This is a genomic window from Parabacteroides provencensis (genome assembly GCF_900232875.1).
Classification (GTDB): Bacteria; Bacteroidota; Bacteroidia; order Bacteroidales; family Tannerellaceae; genus Parabacteroides; species Parabacteroides chinchillae.
The window spans coordinates 201,802-219,673 of sequence record NZ_LT960490.1 but is presented as its reverse complement, the minus strand read 5'-3'; the positions used below and the strand labels follow the sequence as shown (position 1 = coordinate 219,673).

The 17,872-nt window shown below is 35.3% G+C and carries 18 protein-coding genes; 8 read left to right on the top strand and 10 right to left on the bottom strand.

Annotated elements, in window-relative coordinates; all coding sequences use genetic code 11:
• The first annotated feature begins 55 nt into the window (after nt 1-55).
• Entirely contained in the window at nt 56-235 is a 180-nt protein-coding gene (locus CTY47_RS12200; protein ID WP_099465065.1) for a FeoB-associated Cys-rich membrane protein, read from the top strand.
• A 5-nt stretch (nt 236-240) separates the two neighbouring features.
• On the opposite strand, the gene CTY47_RS12195 is transcribed toward CTY47_RS12200, so the two are convergent.
• The 10 genes from CTY47_RS12195 to CTY47_RS12150 all read right to left on the bottom strand — a co-directional run bounded on the left by CTY47_RS12195 (nt 241) and on the right by CTY47_RS12150 (nt 11,702).
• The gene (locus tag CTY47_RS12195; RefSeq protein ID WP_233202173.1) at nt 241-972 is read right to left on the bottom strand and encodes a WecB/TagA/CpsF family glycosyltransferase; all 732 of its coding nucleotides are present in this window, start codon (nt 970-972) and stop codon (nt 241-243) included.
• 12 nt (nt 973-984) lie between these two features.
• The gene (locus tag CTY47_RS12190) at nt 985-1,935 is read right to left on the bottom strand and encodes an O-antigen ligase domain-containing protein (protein WP_233202172.1); all 951 of its coding nucleotides are present in this window, start codon (nt 1,933-1,935) and stop codon (nt 985-987) included.
• Nucleotides 1,936-2,237: 302 nt separating this feature from the next.
• Nucleotides 2,238-3,278: a hypothetical protein gene (locus tag CTY47_RS12185; protein ID WP_099465062.1), complete on the bottom strand. Its 1,041-nt coding sequence runs from the start codon at nt 3,276-3,278 to the stop codon at nt 2,238-2,240.
• 20 nt (nt 3,279-3,298) lie between these two features.
• Nucleotides 3,299-4,378, bottom strand: a complete 1,080-nt coding sequence (locus CTY47_RS12180; RefSeq protein ID WP_099465061.1) for a glycosyltransferase family 4 protein — start codon at nt 4,376-4,378, stop codon at nt 3,299-3,301.
• Complete coding sequence (locus CTY47_RS12175; protein WP_099465060.1) at nt 4,375-5,913, bottom strand: oligosaccharide flippase family protein; 1,539 nt, start codon at nt 5,911-5,913, stop codon at nt 4,375-4,377. Before CTY47_RS12175 ends, CTY47_RS12180 begins: the two co-directional genes overlap by 4 nt.
• Nucleotides 5,910-7,115, bottom strand: a complete 1,206-nt coding sequence (locus CTY47_RS12170) for a Coenzyme F420 hydrogenase/dehydrogenase, beta subunit C-terminal domain (protein ID WP_099465059.1) — start codon at nt 7,113-7,115, stop codon at nt 5,910-5,912. The genes CTY47_RS12175 and CTY47_RS12170 overlap by 4 nt, the downstream gene beginning before the upstream one ends.
• Nucleotides 7,112-8,236, bottom strand: a complete 1,125-nt coding sequence (locus CTY47_RS12165) for a polysaccharide pyruvyl transferase family protein (protein WP_143813385.1) — start codon at nt 8,234-8,236, stop codon at nt 7,112-7,114. Before CTY47_RS12165 ends, CTY47_RS12170 begins: the two co-directional genes overlap by 4 nt.
• 8 nt (nt 8,237-8,244) lie before the next feature.
• Nucleotides 8,245-9,300, bottom strand: coding sequence for a glycosyltransferase (locus tag CTY47_RS12160; protein WP_099465057.1), 1,056 nt, complete (start codon nt 9,298-9,300; stop codon nt 8,245-8,247).
• Entirely contained in the window at nt 9,300-10,877 is a 1,578-nt protein-coding gene (locus CTY47_RS12155; protein WP_099465056.1) for a GumC family protein, read from the bottom strand. Before CTY47_RS12155 ends, CTY47_RS12160 begins: the two co-directional genes overlap by 1 nt.
• A gap of 3 nt (nt 10,878-10,880) precedes the next feature.
• Nucleotides 10,881-11,702 (bottom strand): polysaccharide biosynthesis/export family protein, encoded by an 822-nt coding sequence (locus tag CTY47_RS12150; protein ID WP_099465055.1) that lies wholly within the window; start codon nt 11,700-11,702, stop codon nt 10,881-10,883.
• Nucleotides 11,703-11,903: 201 nt separating this feature from the next.
• Here CTY47_RS12150 and CTY47_RS12145 point away from each other — a divergent pair, with 201 nt between their 5' ends.
• The 7 genes from CTY47_RS12145 to CTY47_RS12115 all read left to right on the top strand — a co-directional run bounded on the left by CTY47_RS12145 (nt 11,904) and on the right by CTY47_RS12115 (nt 17,832).
• Complete coding sequence (locus CTY47_RS12145; RefSeq protein WP_099465054.1) at nt 11,904-12,737, top strand: CvfB family protein; 834 nt, start codon at nt 11,904-11,906, stop codon at nt 12,735-12,737.
• A gap of 105 nt (nt 12,738-12,842) precedes the next feature.
• The gene (locus CTY47_RS12140) at nt 12,843-13,964 is read left to right on the top strand and encodes a TlpA disulfide reductase family protein (protein ID WP_099465053.1); all 1,122 of its coding nucleotides are present in this window, start codon (nt 12,843-12,845) and stop codon (nt 13,962-13,964) included.
• A 220-nt stretch (nt 13,965-14,184) separates the two neighbouring features.
• A complete protein-coding gene (locus CTY47_RS12135; protein ID WP_099465052.1) occupies nt 14,185-14,631 on the top strand; it encodes an OsmC family protein in 447 nt (148 codons plus the stop codon).
• Between the two features lie 122 nt (nt 14,632-14,753).
• Nucleotides 14,754-15,446: an iron-sulfur cluster assembly scaffold protein gene (locus tag CTY47_RS12130; RefSeq protein WP_099465051.1), complete on the top strand. Its 693-nt coding sequence runs from the start codon at nt 14,754-14,756 to the stop codon at nt 15,444-15,446.
• The gene (locus CTY47_RS12125; RefSeq protein WP_099465050.1) at nt 15,439-15,630 is read left to right on the top strand and encodes a hypothetical protein; all 192 of its coding nucleotides are present in this window, start codon (nt 15,439-15,441) and stop codon (nt 15,628-15,630) included. The genes CTY47_RS12130 and CTY47_RS12125 overlap by 8 nt, the downstream gene beginning before the upstream one ends.
• A 6-nt stretch (nt 15,631-15,636) precedes the next feature.
• Nucleotides 15,637-16,638, top strand: coding sequence for a GGGtGRT protein (locus tag CTY47_RS12120; RefSeq protein WP_099465049.1), 1,002 nt, complete (start codon nt 15,637-15,639; stop codon nt 16,636-16,638).
• 591 nt (nt 16,639-17,229) lie between these two features.
• Nucleotides 17,230-17,832 (top strand): hypothetical protein, encoded by a 603-nt coding sequence (locus tag CTY47_RS12115; RefSeq protein WP_099465048.1) that lies wholly within the window; start codon nt 17,230-17,232, stop codon nt 17,830-17,832.
• Nucleotides 17,833-17,872: the final 40 nt, after the last annotated feature.

Genomic DNA, 17,872 nt, shown 5'->3' with positions numbered 1-17,872 from the left:
AATATGAGAACCGCAGATGTTCTCTTTTGTTATTATAAAAAGAAATCTGGAGATTATGTGGCAAGAAATCGCAATTATTTTAATAGGGATAATAACTATTGCATACGTTGGTATGAAGTTCTATAAATCTCTCACCACCAAACGAAATCCGGAAAACCCTTGTTGCGGATGCAAAGGATGTAGTCTAAAGGAAGAAATAATGAAGAAAAGCATGAACGGAACCTGCAAAAAATAGATATGTCAGCGACCTTTACATTCTCCATAAACCAACCGTGGCAATAATTTGATAAAATTCCAATAACGGGGTACATTCTTTTGAGGTTCTTCAAAAGCTCTATACAACCATTCCAACCGCAAATTCCTCATCCACTGAGGTGCACGCTTTACCGGCCCTGTTTTTGCCATAAAATTAAATGCAGCACCAACGCCAAACATCACTCCTCTGTTTATCCAGGGAGATAGGTTAGCCATAAAAAACTCTTGTTTAGGTGCTCCTAGGGATACCCATATTATATCAGGTACATATTTATTTATGTCTTCCGCTATTTCACTATAGTTAAAATCTTCAACTCTCCGAAACGGCAAGCTTTTAAAAGGCATATTTGCTATATCAGAATCTATCAACGAAAGTTCTTGTCGCAATTTAGCGAGTATTTCATCCGTATTCCCTATAAAATATTGTTTATATTGCCTCTGATTAAGAAAATAGCAAAATAGGTCATTCCCAATGTACGAACAGAAATCCCTCTTATGTATTTTGCCCAATAACCACGCAATGTTAGATCCGTCGCAAACGTTTACTAACGCTCCATTTACAACTTCATTAAAAGCTTTATCTTTATTCGCTACAGCAAGATTATTACTTTCTATTGCACAAACATATCCTTTCTTATGCTCCTCTATCGTATTCTTAATAATATGATGTACTTTATCTTTATCAAACTCCAGCAAAACATTAAAAAACTTCTCCATGCCAATAACCTTTTAAACTTTTTCTTTTTGTTCGGCTAGCAATTCTTGATATTGAGTTTTTTGAGCACTCAACAATAGTCCCAGAAACATCATAATAAAAAGACCTCTGTTACTAGTAAATGAAGCATCTGCAACATTTTCTATAAATAAGAACCCAGCCGATAATATAAATATTACAAAATACTGTATGTTAGTTGTCTTGAACAAAAACGAAAATGTTTTCCGAAAAAGATAAATCCAAAACAGAATAAATAAACAAACACCCACTATTCCGAATTGTGCCAGAGAGGGATAATAAGTATCGGCAACAAAGTACCAGCCGCCTTGGGTCAATCCCCATACCCCGTCAATCCCATACTTAGTGTAAATATCAGAATAATACAACCCCGAAGCATGGGTAGCAAAGCTTGCCAGTCCTGATCCAAACGGAAAATAATCTGTAAAAATATTGATTGATGTAGAATATAACACAAAACGGGCCAACAAATCTTTTTCATCACCTGTTAATGTCTGAATAAAATAAAGTTCCAGCTTTTCCTTTGCAACCCAGCATACGCCAACCAGAATCAAAACAGAAATTGTAATCGTTTTAAAATTCAATTTTATTTTGCTTACATCATTAAAATAAAAAACGAAGCATGCAGCCAATACAAAAAAGCCATAAAACTTAGAACGTCCGGAAAACAAGCCGATAGAAAGCATTAATACAAACACCAGTTTATCTTTAATTGTGTATTTACTACAAAACAGATACACTAAAGACAGACAAACAGCAGATGCGGCATAGTTTGTTGGATGCTCCATTATTGTTTTAAAAATAAGAGGATCTACCAAACTGTAAATTCCTATCGGAACTAACAGTATCCAGACAGCCAGACAAAATAGTTTTAATAATTCCTTTTGTTTCTCAGAAAACTTCGGCATCATTTGATAAGCAGCAAAAAATGCCAGATAAGGCTTCATCTGAATAATTAAATCAGTAAAAATACCTGCAGCAGTATTACTTTTGATATAAAAAGAATATCCCGTATAAAAGACAAAACATCCAAGTGTAATAAAGAAAGCTTTATTAAACGGCCAAGTCTTGCATCGGCTAACAAAGAAAATATAAAAAACAAGAAGTACTAAGCCTAACAGTTCATCAGCACTCTTAAAACCAATTACGTTATATAATAAAACGCAAAAAATAAGAGATGCGACAAAGAAGTTATAAAAATGTTTATTTACAAAATCCTGAATCATATTTATTCTTTAATCTCCATTATTTATTCACATTTACCGATAGCCTGAATTAGTGCATTAAGCACAAGCTTATCCGGCCTGAGATATTCATTATAATACTTCTTATTTTCCTGTTGCATTGTATATACAGCCTCCGGATGTTCCATTAAATAAGTAACATGCTGAATGCATTCGTCCACCGTATCAAACGATAAATAATTTTTACCGTCTTCAAATGGACCGACAACATCATAGTGAAACTTTTCATTTACAATAGCCCTGCTGGCTGCTACATATTCTCCGGTTTTCCATCCGATAGACTCATGAAGCCCCATAGAGCCAATGCAAATATCTGATAATTTCATCAATTTCAAATAATTATTCCGAATAGTATACCTACGGGGCATAATCAAATCTTTACAGCATTTTTTCGCCAAATCGGAAAATTGTATTCCTCCTGTAAAATTACGGGGATATAAATTCTTCAACTCCCGGATTATTTGAATACGCATATCATTAATATACTCTATTTCCTTATTAAATTCAGCACTTTGCTTTTCGTTGACTTCCCATAGCCTTGTAAAAAAGAGAACTTTCAGATTATCTTTTTTATATTCAGGAGAGGCCTCAAAGACAGAAGGCACAAAATAAGTCGAAGGCTTTACACCCAATAAACGTTTTAAACAATCTTTTAAGGAATAATTATCGGAAGAATCTATCGGATTCTTCTGATATGTTACATGATAATTAAATCCCAGCGGATTTAATTTATATCGATTTTTATCTGAAATCATCTGGTTTTTTTCTTTAGAAAAACTACGTTTAAAGTAAAAATCCACATTATCCAAATAAGCTTCCACTTTTTTTATATCCCAATTATATCCATCCAGCAAATCAAATGCTATCACTTTATCAGAAACTCTGATCTCTACAATATGAGAATGAGGATAAAAAGATACTCGGTCGTAGCATAAATTCACAGACAAATCGATTACCCCTTCATTTTCCAACAATAACAAGCCTGTTATAATAGCACTTGTATGCGGACTTTTGGATATTATATTTAAATCAACATGCTCTTTCATTCAGATATACTCTCCTAGCATTATTTTTTTAATCTCATATAAAGATCGTTCATCTTCTTTAAATAGGAATCTAATGAATACGATTGATCTATTGTTTCTTTTGCCGCAACCGACAGTTTACGTAATAATGTCCTGTCTTTTATCAGCTTCAATAAAGTCTCTGTAATATCAGATGTTGAAGTAACCAAAAATCCATTTTCTCCCGATTTTACAACATCTGGCATAGAGCCGACAGGAGTAACAACCGGTACTACCAAATTATTCATACTTTCTAACAAAGCCATTGGCAAACCTTCAAAATAAGAAGGTAATAAAAACACTTGGGAACGTTTTAAGATTTCCAGTTTTTCATTCCCATAAACTAGTCCTCTATCTATAAATTTATCTCCGATTCGTTTCCGGCATTCTTCAACAAACCAATCCCGATCGCTGCCTACTCCACATAAATTAAACTCAAAATCTTCACCTAAAGTATTTAGTTCAGTCAAAGATTCTAATATTTCAAGTAAACCTTTGTTTTTATCGATTCGCCCAAGATATAAAATTGAAGATTTTGCCTCGTATGCTTTATCTGAAAAAGAAATCGTTGAAGGCATTACCGCATTTGACAAAATATCAATACAACCTTGCTGCACATTATATAAATCAGAAAGAGACTTTCCCTCTAATTCACTCAGAACAAGAATCTGGTTAGCATGTCTAAGTAAATAATCAATAATCAATTTTAATAGTTTATTAGCAGGTTTTGTTTTAACAAAACGTCCTCCATGAATATGCAATATGACAGGATAAGATTTTACTATCAGCAAATAATAGATTATCATATCACGGAATAACGAAAACGGTTCAAAACCAATGTTAAAATGAACAATATCAATTGAATTATCAGACAAGCATTTCAACAAACGAAATGGCGTCATCATCTGTTTCAGCAACCATCCCAAATTCCTGTTTTCCGTATCTTTTTTTCCTTGCAGGAAAGGTATATAATTAATTTCCTTATTATACTCCAACAACAAACGTGTAACCGAAGATATTCCACTAATATTATCTTCCGGATTCAGAGACGGCGTTATAATCAAAACATTTTTTTTGTTCATAGACTTTCCTTCCTCATGCCAAAAATAAATAACAATGACTTTTCCAACAAGGGGAAAGTACTAAAATAACGGACTATATCTTTCTGTACAACCAACTTGAAGATACGCACAAAAACAACATATATAACCAATAAAACGACCGGATATAATACTATATCTACAACAGAAAATGGAAGTAGCATCCTGATACAGCCTCCGGCAATCAATAAAGTAACAAATAACAGAAACATTTTAATATAAAAAGAATATTCGCTTTGAAGTTCTGATAAGATATATTTTCTCAAATAAAAATCAGATAACAAATATGAGCAAAAATAAGCAATACTATTTGATATAAGTATTGTATATAAACCACATGTGTTATATAAACAGAAAAAGACCAATACATTCACAACCACATTTGTACATTGTATCCATACGGTTTTTCCTGCTAATGATTTTGTATATAAATATTGATATATCGGATATGTTGGAGGAACCAGCAACAAAAAGCCGCCACATAAAACAGCTACAAACAAAGATAAATCCTCCAAGTTGTCTTCACCCATCCACAGATATATCAACACTTTTGATATAAATATAAAAATCAAAGAAAAAGGAATAACCACCAAATGTATTTTTTTAGTCATATCTGCTACCACTTCGTATAAGTGTCTGGTATTTTTTGAATTTGCAATATACGGACCCAAAGGATAGATAGCCTTACTAAATAAGCTGGCAATTTGCCCGCGTATTCGTAACGCCACATCAAACAAAGCCACAGCATTTAACCCTATAAATTTTGATATCAGTATTTTAGAGAGAGGCTCAAAAAACAAATTCAACACACTTGCCGAAAATATCTTTGAACTATAAATTATCTGTTTATAAAATATACGTTTCCACTGTTTTTTTATACCATTAATACGGTAAGTTCCCCATAGTTTAAAAGCGACACCTACAGTCATTACAAACCACAATAAAGAAGCTATGACTGATATTACCCCGATTCCTGTTAGGCCATAACCTTTTATGGCTACAAATAGCAACCCCAACCAATATATTATACTATATATTAACCGCGTAAAACTATTTATATATACTTTTTGTAAAGAATCCAATACAGAGGCAAAAGACATTCCCAATATCATAAACGCATTAGAAAACAATACGCAACGGAAAAAAACAACCGCCTCATCATAATAATAAATCGGAATATTCAGAACACTTAGCAAAACTGTTCTCTCTATACTTAACAGAACAGCTATTAAAACGCAAAGTAATGTAAGCTTAATACTCAACGCAACAAAAATATCAAAATTAGATTCTTGTGTTTTTCCCTGATTCGATAAATATACGATCAAAGCTCTATCCATCCCCAGGTCGGCCAATGTCCCTAAATTAGAAACAACAGATAAAACGGCAAAAACGCCATATACCTCCAAGCCCAATTTTGATATTAAAACGGGCACACAGAGGAAAGTCAATACAGCTGTTATAAACAATTGTAGAACTCCACTCAAAGAATTCCTTATCAAAAGTTTTTTATCATTCATTTGATATGTCTAATATTCTTCAAATAATAATAAGCTTTCATTCCACGACGTCCCATAATCATACTTAAACGTTTTCTAAACGAAATCTTATTATATTTTTTTGCGACTTTATCCATTTCCAATAATTTTATATCAGATAAAAGACATTCGCGTTGAATACTCTTATTTTTTACTGGCTGAATTAAATGTACATTACCCCGAATCGCTTCTTCGATCTTACGAGGTTCAAACTTTAACAGATATTTTGCCGATTCAAATAAAAATTTTCCTTTGGTATTATTACATAAAGCCAATGAAATTCCTTTTTCTTTATCCATAAAAGAAAAACAAGCCGACTCCCCTATTTTCCAAAAATCACCCATTGTTATATCGGCTAAACGAGGAAGTTTCGCATATTTACACCCATAACAAGAAGGCCGTAAATTTATTCCACTATAAAAAGAACCCATAAAGTTATTTTCCAATGCCCTGTAATAGCGGACTTTTCCATTTGAAAAGCAATATTGAGTAGTAGGAATTGTCCAACAAATAGATTTCGATCTGAAATTAATACTGGATATACTAGCTCCAACTTTTGCTTCCAGATCTTCATTTTGCTTTCGAAAATGAAGATCTGAAGGTATGCCATGGCATATCACTTCGCATGTAAATAATGTCGGATAAGAATCTTTTAAGAAAGAATATAAAGCAGCTATCTGGCAAGGAGTACCGGAAAACAACACAAATTCTCCGTTTTGTAGTCTTTCTTTTATAGAAGTCAGCACTGACGTAATATCACTTTGCAAATATTTAGAGCCTCTTATTAAAGATAATTCTTCCATAAAAGAAACACCTATATGTTTCACAGTCAAATCTTTCTGCAAAGAAGCACCATATACAGTAACCTTTCCTTGGTATAAATTGAACAATGCCTCGCACAAAGCAGAAAAAAAGCCTCCGGAAGAACTGTTTTTCAATATTTCTTTATCTATATGCTGGCAAGCATATACGCTTATTTCTTCTTTATCATAATTGTCAGATTTTCCATCTTGTAAAACCGGACAATAACGTTCACATTTATTACATTTGATACATAAATCTTCCTCAGACTTTATTTGCCGAAAGCCTTCTGCGTTTTCAAAAAAAGACAAACACTTAGTTGGACAAACCTCCAAACAAATACCACAACCTATACATTCTGTCTGATTCGGAAGTCTTTTCATTTCAAAATCCGGTTTAAAAAGTCTATCGATTGACGCCTTTCATTATTCAAATAAACATTTACTTTTTCATAATCTATATCAGGTTCTTCTTCAAACACGTCGAACTTCAACCTGCTTTCCAAAGAAAACTCCTTTAATAAAGTTGGGATCCGGCTATTGTCTCCTTTATTTATATCTCCGTCACGTTTACAGAAACTATAGAAATTACGGCCATAATTAATCGAAAATATTGTTCCGTGAAAAGAATCTGTGCAAATATACGAAGCATGTCTTATTAAAGAAATAAAATCACAGGGGCCTATACCAAACAAATGATTTTCTTCTTGTATATCCAAATAGTTAGAAACTATGTAATAAACTCTCATATTATGAGTTTCGCCCAATTTTCGAGCAAAATTTCGAACACTCTTCTTATATCCTAAACAATAGCATAAAATATAAGGCTCATCTATAATTCTTGGTGATTCTATATTTTGCCAATCATCCGGAGTCAATAATAAAGTAGGGTCCAACACGTGCTCAATCTTTCTGTTTAAAACTCCTGAAAGTATTTCACAGCCATAACTTTCACGACAAGAAATATGATTAAAAGATTGCAAATAATTAGCATATATACCTTTCACTTCATCTGTCAGCAAAGCAACTCCCAGACTTGAAGCATACGAATTTTTATCAGCATCTTCTGCTGCAAATGTCAAAAAATAAGCGCCATTATCTTTTAGGAATGTAGGATTCCAAGTTTGATCGCTTCCTACTATATAAATATCATACAAAGGAGGATTTTCTTTCAATTCAGCCAACGATGAATATAAAACAGAAGAGGTCTTTATGCAACCTGAATAAAAGCAATCAAATTTGTCTTTTATAGTCGAAAATTGCTGTTTATAAAGAAAATTATATAGTAACGGTCTAATACCCGAATTAAGTTTATCTTTTATTTTTTTCAGTTTAACTCGAAACGAAGCTTCTTTAAAAGGTTTTCCATCCACATAATTAATATATTCCACCGCATCATACCCCATTTTCTCAATACAGAACTGGAGAGCATAAGCTTGTAGCATTGTACCATAATTATGACCTGAATGATAAGATATTAAACCTATTTTCTTATTTTGTTTCATTACTTGTTTCACTTTGCTTTATCACTTGTCATCGATTCATACAAATTCTGATAAGCACATACTGTTGCTTGTATTGAATACTGATTTCCGGCATATACAGAAGCCTTATATACGAAATTGTCCAAACCCGCATAATCCTGTATAATACAGTCTATCTTTTTTGCACACTCTTCGGCATTTTCTTTTTCGAAACAATATCCATATTTTCCCTGCCCAACAACTTCTGTAGGCCCATCACCGGAAACTAAAACAGGAATCCCTGCAATCATTGCTTCTACAACTGTTAAGCCAAACCCCTCGTAAATAGAAGGTTGAACAAACAAATCATATTCATGCAAATGTGTATAAATATAATTTCTGTCTCTCAAACCCAGAAAATTCACATTAGCTTGCAATTTATATTCTTCAACTAAAGATCGCAAATATTTTTCAGATTTACCTTCACCTACAAAATCTAAAGACACCGGTCTTTTATATTTGTTAACCAATAAGTCAAGAGCTTTCAATAAAACATGTTGTCCTTTTACTAAATGATCCAATCGACTTACCATTATTAATCGAAAAGGAGAAGATACCTCCAAAGATTTTCTTTTTTTGATCCGGTCAATATGTATACCATTCCATATTATTTCCGGACAAAATAAAGTACGCTTCGTTATATCTTGTTTTACAGAATCTGAAATTGCAACAATTTTCTCGAAACAAGAAAAATACTTATCACTGACCCCAACTGTATGGACTGTCAAACACAATTTTTTTTTGAAAATAGGAAGTAACATGCCTCCTATTACACAGTCATGACAATGTAAGATATCTGCATGCAACCTGAATAGTATTATATTCAAATATAAAAACAAGAATGGGTTACGACTACCTGGCTTTCTGCCTATTCGCACAACCTGTACCTTTTTATCCAACGATCGTAATAAACGCTCTTCAACCAAATCATTTATTACAATTAAGGTAACACGATGCCCTTCAGCAACCTGCCGGTTTACAATATCCACCAGCATTGTTTCTGCCCCACCTGTTGTAAATGAACAAATTAAATGAGTAACAAACATTAAACCGATTGTTTATAAGCACCTATCAATTCTTTTAAACGATCACGTAAGAACAATATTCCTACAGGAATAACCAATGTAAATACAATGATAAACAATCCCGCATACAATTTTCTCGGACCAACCGGATATTGTTTAACAAACGCCGTATCTATCAATTTCGCTTTCGTTTGATCGAGTCCTATTGACAAAGCCAATTCTTCTCTTTTCTGCAATAGCAAAAGATATACAGCCTGTGTTATTTCCTGCTGCCTTTTAAAATCAACATAAACACGTTCCTGCATAGGTACCGAGCCTATCCTATCTAACAATTGCTGTTCTTTATTTCTTAAATCCGTCAAAGTAGAAATCATTCCATTACGGGCATTAGCTATAGTTAAATAGACATTCTCCCTCAACCGATCCAACTTCTCATTCATTTGCAAAATCAACGGGTTATCCGAGCTTGAGTTCTGTAACATCTTATTCCTTTCCAGCAAAGCATCATTATAGGCAACCAACGGGCTTCCTTCTGCATCTTGAGATAGCATTAGAGGAACCAGATTATACTTATTATCCGGATTCTTTACATAAGCATCCATTAAATTAACAACCTGAGACTGTGCTTCCATCTCTATAATTTTAGACTGAAGCTCTTTCATCTGCTCCGAATACATTTGAACATCATATTCTATCGCAGTCATTTTATTCTTCAACTTATATTCTTCAATAGCTCTTTCTGTCTTATTCAGATCTTCAACAACAGTAGCAATACGAGTGTCTAGAAATGCAATTGTTTTCTTTGACTCTGTCTTGTTATAACTATCAGATTGTTCATTATATATCCTAACCAGTGTATTCAAAATATCTATTCCTCTTTGCTTTTCATGATCATCACAGGTAAATTCCAACATATTTGAAAGTTTAGACACCTCTTCTATTGAAAAGCCATTAATCATATCCTCGGCAACCCAACGTACAGGTTGTATCAGAATATCCAGATCAAACGAATTCTTAGGTCCATTTCTAAAATCTATGGTAAACTCTCCCTGAGGCAACTCCAGTTTTGCAGGCAAAGAAGAAAATATTTCTTTCCCTTTAGAAGATTTAACCGTTATATTTCCTTTGGCATCTACAGAGACCTTTAATGCCACCCTATCACTCAACGACATCATTGTTAAAGAATCGGCTGTAACTACCAATGGAGAATTTGTATACAATTTATGCCATGAAAAGGGTTTGGTATATGATACATTAATACCCAATTCCAAAATCATTTTACTAAAGAGAGAGTTTGATGAAAATGTCATTATTTCATCATCTATATTTATCCCTCCGCTATTACCAGAACTTAATCCAAAAGATTTCATTAATCCGGAAGCTTCTCCCATAGAAATACCTCCTCCTATTAAATCTTTATTTTCCTGTAACTGCACACTGGCATACATTTCATAGGTCCTTGGATATAATAATAAGTAAAGTATAGCCAGAATTATAGACACAATAAATGCCCCTACAAAATATTTCCACTGATGTATATAGTAAACAATGATGTTTTTCAATTCCACGGTTTCATTATCAATAACTTTATTGCTCATGATTTATTTCTTTGAAGTATTAATAATTGTAATAACCATTGATGTTATGATTGACACAGCACTGATCACAGAAGAAAATACAGTTATATTATATTGTTGAGCCTGACTATAACGTGCGTTTTTCTTTTTAGCCTTATTAGGTTCAACATATATAACGTCATTCTGACGCAGGTAATAATAAGGAGAAGCAAATATTGCAGGATCAGTTAAATCCAAACGCGCCATTTCCTTTTGTCCGTTTTCATCTCTTATTATCAAGATATTCTTTCTGTTTGCATTAATCGTTAAATCGCCAGACTGGCCGATAGCATCCAATATAGACAAACGGTCATTACGTGCAGTTAACGATCCCGGTCGGTTAACTTCTCCCATCAAAGTCACTTTGAAGTTTGAAATTTGTATATTTACCAATGGGTCTTTTACGTATTTAGATATCTTTTCTTCCAACATCTTGCTCAGCTCCTGCTTGGTCATCCCGGCAACATGCAACATGCCCAACACAGGAAAATTAATCATACCATCTTTATCTACCAGATAATTATATAAAGACTGAGATGCAAAAACGGGTTGATCTCCCTGTTGTGAATAAGCATACGTAGGAGGATTAAACGGTGTTACCACAGAAGGATCCCATGCCGTAACAGTGATATTTAATAAATCATCCGGAACTATTCTTGTATTATATGATTGGTTCATAGCTTCTTTTTGTTCCGGTGTCAACGAATCTATTCCTTGGAAATAAATGACATCTTTTGGCGTCCCACACGATCCTAACAATAAAGTTAGCAATACGACTCCTACTACTGATACTAATTTCACTCTCATAAACTTTACTAATATTCAAATAAGGTGCAAATATACGACTTTTAAACCAGCGGAAAACAACAATAATTGTTCCTAAATTTAAAGTTACATTAATAACGATGCAATACCCGATATATTGCTGCATGCAGGGCTAAAATTATCAACGGTTTTAGGGCTTTTTCATGAATTATTGCGTATGTTTGTCACAAAACAAATTGATTTATGGTAGAAATTGGAAAATATAATACTCTTAGAATAGTTAAGGATTTGGATTTCGGAGTCTATTTGGATGGCGGAAACGATCTGGAAATTCTCCTTCCGGCGCGTTATGTTCCGAAGAATGTAAAACCGGGAGACGAAGTGGAAGTGTTTATCTATCATGACAACGAAGGGCGCATTATAGCAACAACAGCCAAACCTTTAGCTTTGGTTGGCGAATTTCAATACATGGAAGTAAAATCAGTTAATAATACCGGGGCTTTTCTCAACTGGGGCATTATGAAAGATTTGCTTGTTCCTTTCAAAGAGCAAAAAATGCCAATGAGAGAAGGTAAATGGTATCTTGTATATGTACGTCTTGACCATGTTACGGGACGTATCATGGCTTCTGCACGTATCGATAAATTCCTTAACAATACCCCTCCTTTGTATGAACACAATCAAGAAGTGGATTTGTTGGTTGCAGAAGAGACCGAAATCGGATACAAAGTCATTATAAACAACTCGCATTGGGGATTAATTTATCACAATGAAGTATTTCGCCGGCTCGAAAAGGGAGAACATTTAAAAGGATATATAAAAGATGTTCGCGAGGACGAAAAAATAGATGTCAGCCTTACTCCCCTAGGTTATAAAAAGGTAGAAGGTATAACCGGTACCATATTAGAATCATTGAAAGCGCAAGGCGGTTACATTCCGGTACACGACAAAAGCGAGCCTGATGTTATCTATTCCTTGTTCCGTTGCAGCAAAAAAGCATTCAAACAAGCCATCGGAGCTTTATACAAGCAAGGGCTTATCTCTATAGAAGAGAACGGAATACGACTAAAAGAGTGAGAATACGTTTTTATCTAATTATTCTGCATTGCCAATAAGTATTTATAAACTCTTTGTATCTTTGGAAAGTTATATTAATAACATATCACTTAAACAGATAAACAAATGAAAAAGTATCTTTTCTTTGCTGCTTCCGCCGCTTTATTGATGGCTTGTAGTGAAAAACCGGGATATGATATCACCGGTACAGTTTCAGACTCCAACCTGAATGGGAAATATGTATATTTATATACATACGGTTCTAACGATGCAGCACCACTCGACAGTGCTTTGGTACAAAACGGTACTTTCACTTTAAAAGGTACACAAGAAACACCGGCTCTTCGCACGCTTCGTTTTGCAGAAGATGTAGTAGAACCTGTTCGTGCCAATACAGGAGAAAACGCCCCCTTCTCTGCCACATTCATTTTGGAAAACGGTAAACTTCAGGCAACGTTAGGCCCTTCTTCTTCTGTAAAAGGGACACCCGAAAATGATGCCTTGACAACACTGCAGGATAAAATGAAGGCAACCCGTCAAGACTGGGATAAGCTGATAAAAGACATAAAATCGGAAGACAAAGAAGTTGCCGAAGCTGCAGGAAAGAAATTGGATGAGATTGATGCTGCTGTAACTTCATTCGTAAAATCTTATATCACAGACAACAACAACAAACAGTCGGCTGCTAAATTGTTCTATGACTTCCGCTACAACTTAACAGAAGATGAACAGAATGACATCATTGCGCAGGCAGACTCCGTATTCAAGACTGTTCCGGGTATTAATGCAATGATAGATCATCTTAACATTCTGAAGAATGTGGCAGTAGGTAAACAATTTACCGACTTTGAAATGGCTGATGCAAAAGGACAAATGCATAAATTATCCGAATACGTAGGAAATGGCAAGAATGTAGTTCTTATTGATTTCTGGGCTTCCTGGTGCCCTCCATGCCGTCGCGAAATGCCTAATCTGGTTAATGCTTACAAGCAATATAAAAACAAAGGTTTCGAAATTATTGGTATTTCATTGGACAGCAATGCTGATGCATGGGCAAAAGGTGTAAAAGACCTGAATATCACATGGCCTCAATTGTCAGACCTTCAAGGTTGGAAGAATGCTGGTGCAGCTCTTTATGGTGTAAACAGCATTCCACACACGGTACTGGTTGACAAAGACGGTACGATCATCGCTAAAAATCTGCACGGCGACGAACTAAATACCAAACTTAAAGAAGTAGTCAAATAAGAAAAACTTTTTTCTAAAATAAACAGCCAACGGGCTATTCCGCAAGTAATAATTTGCTTATGGAATAGCCCGTTTTCTTATTACAAAATCATCCCGATCATTTTTATAATTTATCGAGATGATTTTTGAAAATGATCGGGATGATTATAAAAAACAATCCTTATTTTGCACCTTTCTTATTTTTCTTCTAACTTTGAGCAAACTATAATCTTACACGCCTATGCCTGCTCAAATTACTTTAAAGTGGAAAAAAGATACCACATTCGAAACAGAACTGAATGGCCATCCCATCACTATCGATACATCCGTAGAAAACGGTGGTAATGATGAAGGACCACGTCCAAAAGCACTTATGCTTGTTGCACTTGCCGGCTGTACCGGTATGGATGTAGCACCCCTTTTCCGTAAAATGCGGGTACGCTTTGATAGTCTTTCTATTCATGTCGCAGCCGAAACATCAGACGGGATACCAATGGTGTACACCTCTTTTCTAGTCACTTACCATGTTACTGCAAACCCGGATGATCAGGCCAGAATAGTTAAAGCCGTCCGCTTGTCGCAAGAGAAGTATTGTGGTGTGACATTAATGATGAAAAAGATAGCTCCCGTAAGCTGGCAAATATTTCTGAATAATACGTTACTTAATCTTAACGACCAGAACAAATAACGAACCTTGCCGTTGCAGGGCTAAATTAAAAATTTTATCTTTGCGCGGATTTCCAATAGCAGTACTTAGTATAAAATTAGCATAAATTTTTATTATCACTTTAATATAATAAATTAGCGATTATGATTTATTCACATGAAGTTCAACACATGTGTGTTGTAAAGAAGGGAGCTAACCACCAGTGTGCTCCGATTCCTGAAGAAGGAAAGTGGGTTAGAGCAACTCAGATAACAGACATCTCTGGTTTGACTCACGGTATCGGTTGGTGTGCACCAAAACAAGGTGGATGTAAGCTGACTCTGAACGTTAAAGACGGAATCATTCAGGAGGCCCTTGTAGAAACTATCGGCTGTTCAGGTATGACTCACTCTGCTGCGATGGCTTCAGAAATCCTTCCGGGCAAAACATTGCTGGAAGCATTGAACACAGACCTTGTTTGTGACGCTATCAACACTGCTATGCGTGAATTATTCCTGCAGATCGTTTACGGTCGTACTCAATCTGCTTTCTCAGAAGGTGGTCTGCCAATCGGCGCTGGTCTGGAAGATTTGGGAAAAGGTCTTCGCAGTCAGGTTGGAACAATGTTCGGTACATTAGCTAAGGGTGTACGTTACCTGGAAATGGCAGAAGGATACTGTACCCGTATGGCATTAGATGCAGACGATGAAGTAATCGGTTATGAATTTATCCATCTGGGCAAATTCATGGATATGGTTAAGAAGGGTATCGACGCTAACGAAGCACTGGAAAAAGCGAAAGGTTCTTACGGTCGTTTCAAAGAAGCTGTAAAATATATCGATCCTCGTAATGAATAAGAAAACACTGACACGCGTCCTGCTGGGACTTACCGCAATAACAGTTGTGGGAACGGCAATCGCTTATTTCGTAATAAAGCCGGAAAAGCCCTGGTTGGCTTTTTATGTTGCCTGCTGCGGAGGTGTGCTTGTTTTCAATTTTCTGGTATCTTTATTCCTGGTAAATAAGAATTTAAAAAAATAAAATAATATGGCTTTATTTGAAAGTTATGACCGTCGTATTGATAATATCAACGCGGTTTTAAAAGAATATGGTATCAACGGTATCGAAGATGCAAAAGCTATCTGCGACGCTAAAGGTATCGATCCTTATACAATGTGTAAGGAAACTCAACCAATCTGTTTCGAAAACGCTTGCTGGGCATATGTGGTAGGTGCTGCTATTGCTATCAAGAAAGGTTGCACAAATGCTGCTGATGCTGCCGAAGCTATCGGTATCGGTTTGCAGGCATTCTGTATTGCCGGTTCAGTAGCTGAAGACCGCAAGGTAGGTATCGGACACGGTAACCTGGCTGCACGTCTGTTGCGCGAAGAAACAAAATGTTTCGCATTCCTGGCTGGTCACGAATCATTCGCTGCCGCCGAAGGTGCTATCAAGATCGCTGAAATGGCAAATAAGGTTCGTAAAGAACCGTTGCGCGTTATCCTGAACGGTCTGGGTAAAGATGCTGCTAAAATTATTTCTCGTATCAACGGTTTCACTTATGTTCAGACTCAGTTCGATTATATGACTGGCGACGTAAACGTTGTGGAAGAAAAAGCATACTCAACCGGTCTGCGTGCAAAAGTAAAATGCTACGGTGCTGACGATGTTCGCGAAGGTGTTGCTATCATGCGTAAAGAAGGTGTTGACGTATCTATCACAGGTAACTCAACTAACCCGACTCGCTTCCAGCACCCGGTAGCCGGCACATACAAGAAAGAATGTATGGAAAACGGTCATCCGTATTTCTCTGTTGCTTCAGGTGGTGGTACAGGCCGTACTTTGCACCCGGATAACATGGCTGCAGGTCCTGCTTCTTATGGTATGACCGACACAATGGGCCGTATGCACGGTGACGCTCAGTTTGCTGGTTCTTCATCAGTTCCTGCCCACGTAGAAATGATGGGATTCCTGGGTATGGGTAACAACCCGATGGTAGGTGCTACGGTTGCTGTAGCTGTTGCTATCGAAGAGGCTATTAAGAAGTAATAGATTATTACTGATATTATAAACTCCTGTAATCATTAAGGTTGCAGGAGTTTTTTTGTTTATATACATCTAACAACAGATAGCAAGGTAAAGCAGTCTCCTCGGACGGATTCAACCAACTTAGAGAGAGAATGAAGGGCATACGTTCACCATTCTTTCATCTAAGAAGATGGCAATATCTACGACTTCAACAAAGTCACTTTATTACATTAAAGCACCTACAAGCAAGCGGTTTTAACAATAATTTAATGCCCATGCTGCCACCCTTTTTACTTAGGCAGCAAGCTGTGACATTCACACCCTTGGCATACAATGACATAACCAGCTTTTCTATCAAAAGACCACGGGACTAATACCTAGCGACTGTCAACAGTTCAAACTCTTATGTTGGTTAGTTTACTTAATAAGGTACACAGACTACATAATTCCTAGATGGATTAATGTATAGATACTACATTTTATAGTAAAGGAGGATTTAATGTCCCTATCAAAAAAAGTAGTAATACCATATCAATCATATATTCAAGAATATTGTTAAGTACAAACAAAACAACTACATTTGCATAAACTCATGATTAATAATATATTGATATGTTCAAATTAAGTTTCAACAACTTTAGTAATACGATAAGTGCATTCAATCTCTTTAATTTTTCTATTAATCTCAATAAGAAAAATACCAAGGTTCAATTACAGCCTGAAGAATCTGCACAGAAAGAAATCACAAATAATGAAATAAATAAATGGTACGATTACAAAACAGCTTTACATGGTAGTGAGATTTCCTATATTGGAGATTTTAAGGAAAATATTACCATCTATCTCTTTATTCAAAAAACACCAACTTTAGGTGCATGGAATTTAGTTGTTCCTATAGTCAAAGGTGATGAAAGTAAACTCTTCTTAGAATTTTCACTAGGCAGTTTCGCGTTACAAGGTTGTGGGGGTGGTCTAAATAATACTGATACCCTTTTCTACTATTTAGAAAAACACACCAACAAAGGATATAATGTAACAATCCTACCTAAAGTAATTGAAAGTACATATTTAGATGACTTTCAATATTTAGATAGTAATGTGAAAATCGAAACGTTATTAGAAAATTCTATAGACCTTATTAATTATAGAAAGGGAAAGCTAGATTGGATATTCAAAGAATATATTAGACTCTCGAATAAATATTCTCTCATCTAAAGGATAACATCAATGGGAATTTGCCCATAATGCAGCTCTT

What these genes read in the sequence shown, in the direction of transcription:
- CTY47_RS12200 (WP_099465065.1), top strand. Translation starts at nt 56, where the DNA reads ATGTGGCAAGAAATCGCAATTATTTTAATAGGGATAATAACTATTGCA.
- CTY47_RS12195 (WP_233202173.1), bottom strand. Translation starts at nt 972, where the DNA reads ATGGAGAAGTTTTTTAATGTTTTGCTGGAGTTTGATAAAGATAAAGTA.
- CTY47_RS12190 (WP_233202172.1), bottom strand. Translation starts at nt 1,935, where the DNA reads ATGAAGCCTTATCTGGCATTTTTTGCTGCTTATCAAATGATGCCGAAG.
- CTY47_RS12185 (WP_099465062.1), bottom strand. Translation starts at nt 3,278, where the DNA reads ATGAAAGAGCATGTTGATTTAAATATAATATCCAAAAGTCCGCATACA.
- CTY47_RS12180 (WP_099465061.1), bottom strand. Translation starts at nt 4,378, where the DNA reads ATGAACAAAAAAAATGTTTTGATTATAACGCCGTCTCTGAATCCGGAA.
- CTY47_RS12175 (WP_099465060.1), bottom strand. Translation starts at nt 5,913, where the DNA reads ATGAATGATAAAAAACTTTTGATAAGGAATTCTTTGAGTGGAGTTCTA.
- CTY47_RS12170 (WP_099465059.1), bottom strand. Translation starts at nt 7,115, where the DNA reads ATGAAAAGACTTCCGAATCAGACAGAATGTATAGGTTGTGGTATTTGT.
- CTY47_RS12165 (WP_143813385.1), bottom strand. Translation starts at nt 8,236, where the DNA reads ATGAAACAAAATAAGAAAATAGGTTTAATATCTTATCATTCAGGTCAT.
- CTY47_RS12160 (WP_099465057.1), bottom strand. Translation starts at nt 9,300, where the DNA reads ATGTTTGTTACTCATTTAATTTGTTCATTTACAACAGGTGGGGCAGAA.
- CTY47_RS12155 (WP_099465056.1), bottom strand. Translation starts at nt 10,877, where the DNA reads ATGAGCAATAAAGTTATTGATAATGAAACCGTGGAATTGAAAAACATC.
- CTY47_RS12150 (WP_099465055.1), bottom strand. Translation starts at nt 11,702, where the DNA reads ATGAGAGTGAAATTAGTATCAGTAGTAGGAGTCGTATTGCTAACTTTA.
- CTY47_RS12145 (WP_099465054.1), top strand. Translation starts at nt 11,904, where the DNA reads ATGGTAGAAATTGGAAAATATAATACTCTTAGAATAGTTAAGGATTTG.
- CTY47_RS12140 (WP_099465053.1), top strand. Translation starts at nt 12,843, where the DNA reads ATGAAAAAGTATCTTTTCTTTGCTGCTTCCGCCGCTTTATTGATGGCT.
- CTY47_RS12135 (WP_099465052.1), top strand. Translation starts at nt 14,185, where the DNA reads ATGCCTGCTCAAATTACTTTAAAGTGGAAAAAAGATACCACATTCGAA.
- CTY47_RS12130 (WP_099465051.1), top strand. Translation starts at nt 14,754, where the DNA reads ATGATTTATTCACATGAAGTTCAACACATGTGTGTTGTAAAGAAGGGA.
- CTY47_RS12125 (WP_099465050.1), top strand. Translation starts at nt 15,439, where the DNA reads ATGAATAAGAAAACACTGACACGCGTCCTGCTGGGACTTACCGCAATA.
- CTY47_RS12120 (WP_099465049.1), top strand. Translation starts at nt 15,637, where the DNA reads ATGGCTTTATTTGAAAGTTATGACCGTCGTATTGATAATATCAACGCG.
- CTY47_RS12115 (WP_099465048.1), top strand. Translation starts at nt 17,230, where the DNA reads ATGTTCAAATTAAGTTTCAACAACTTTAGTAATACGATAAGTGCATTC.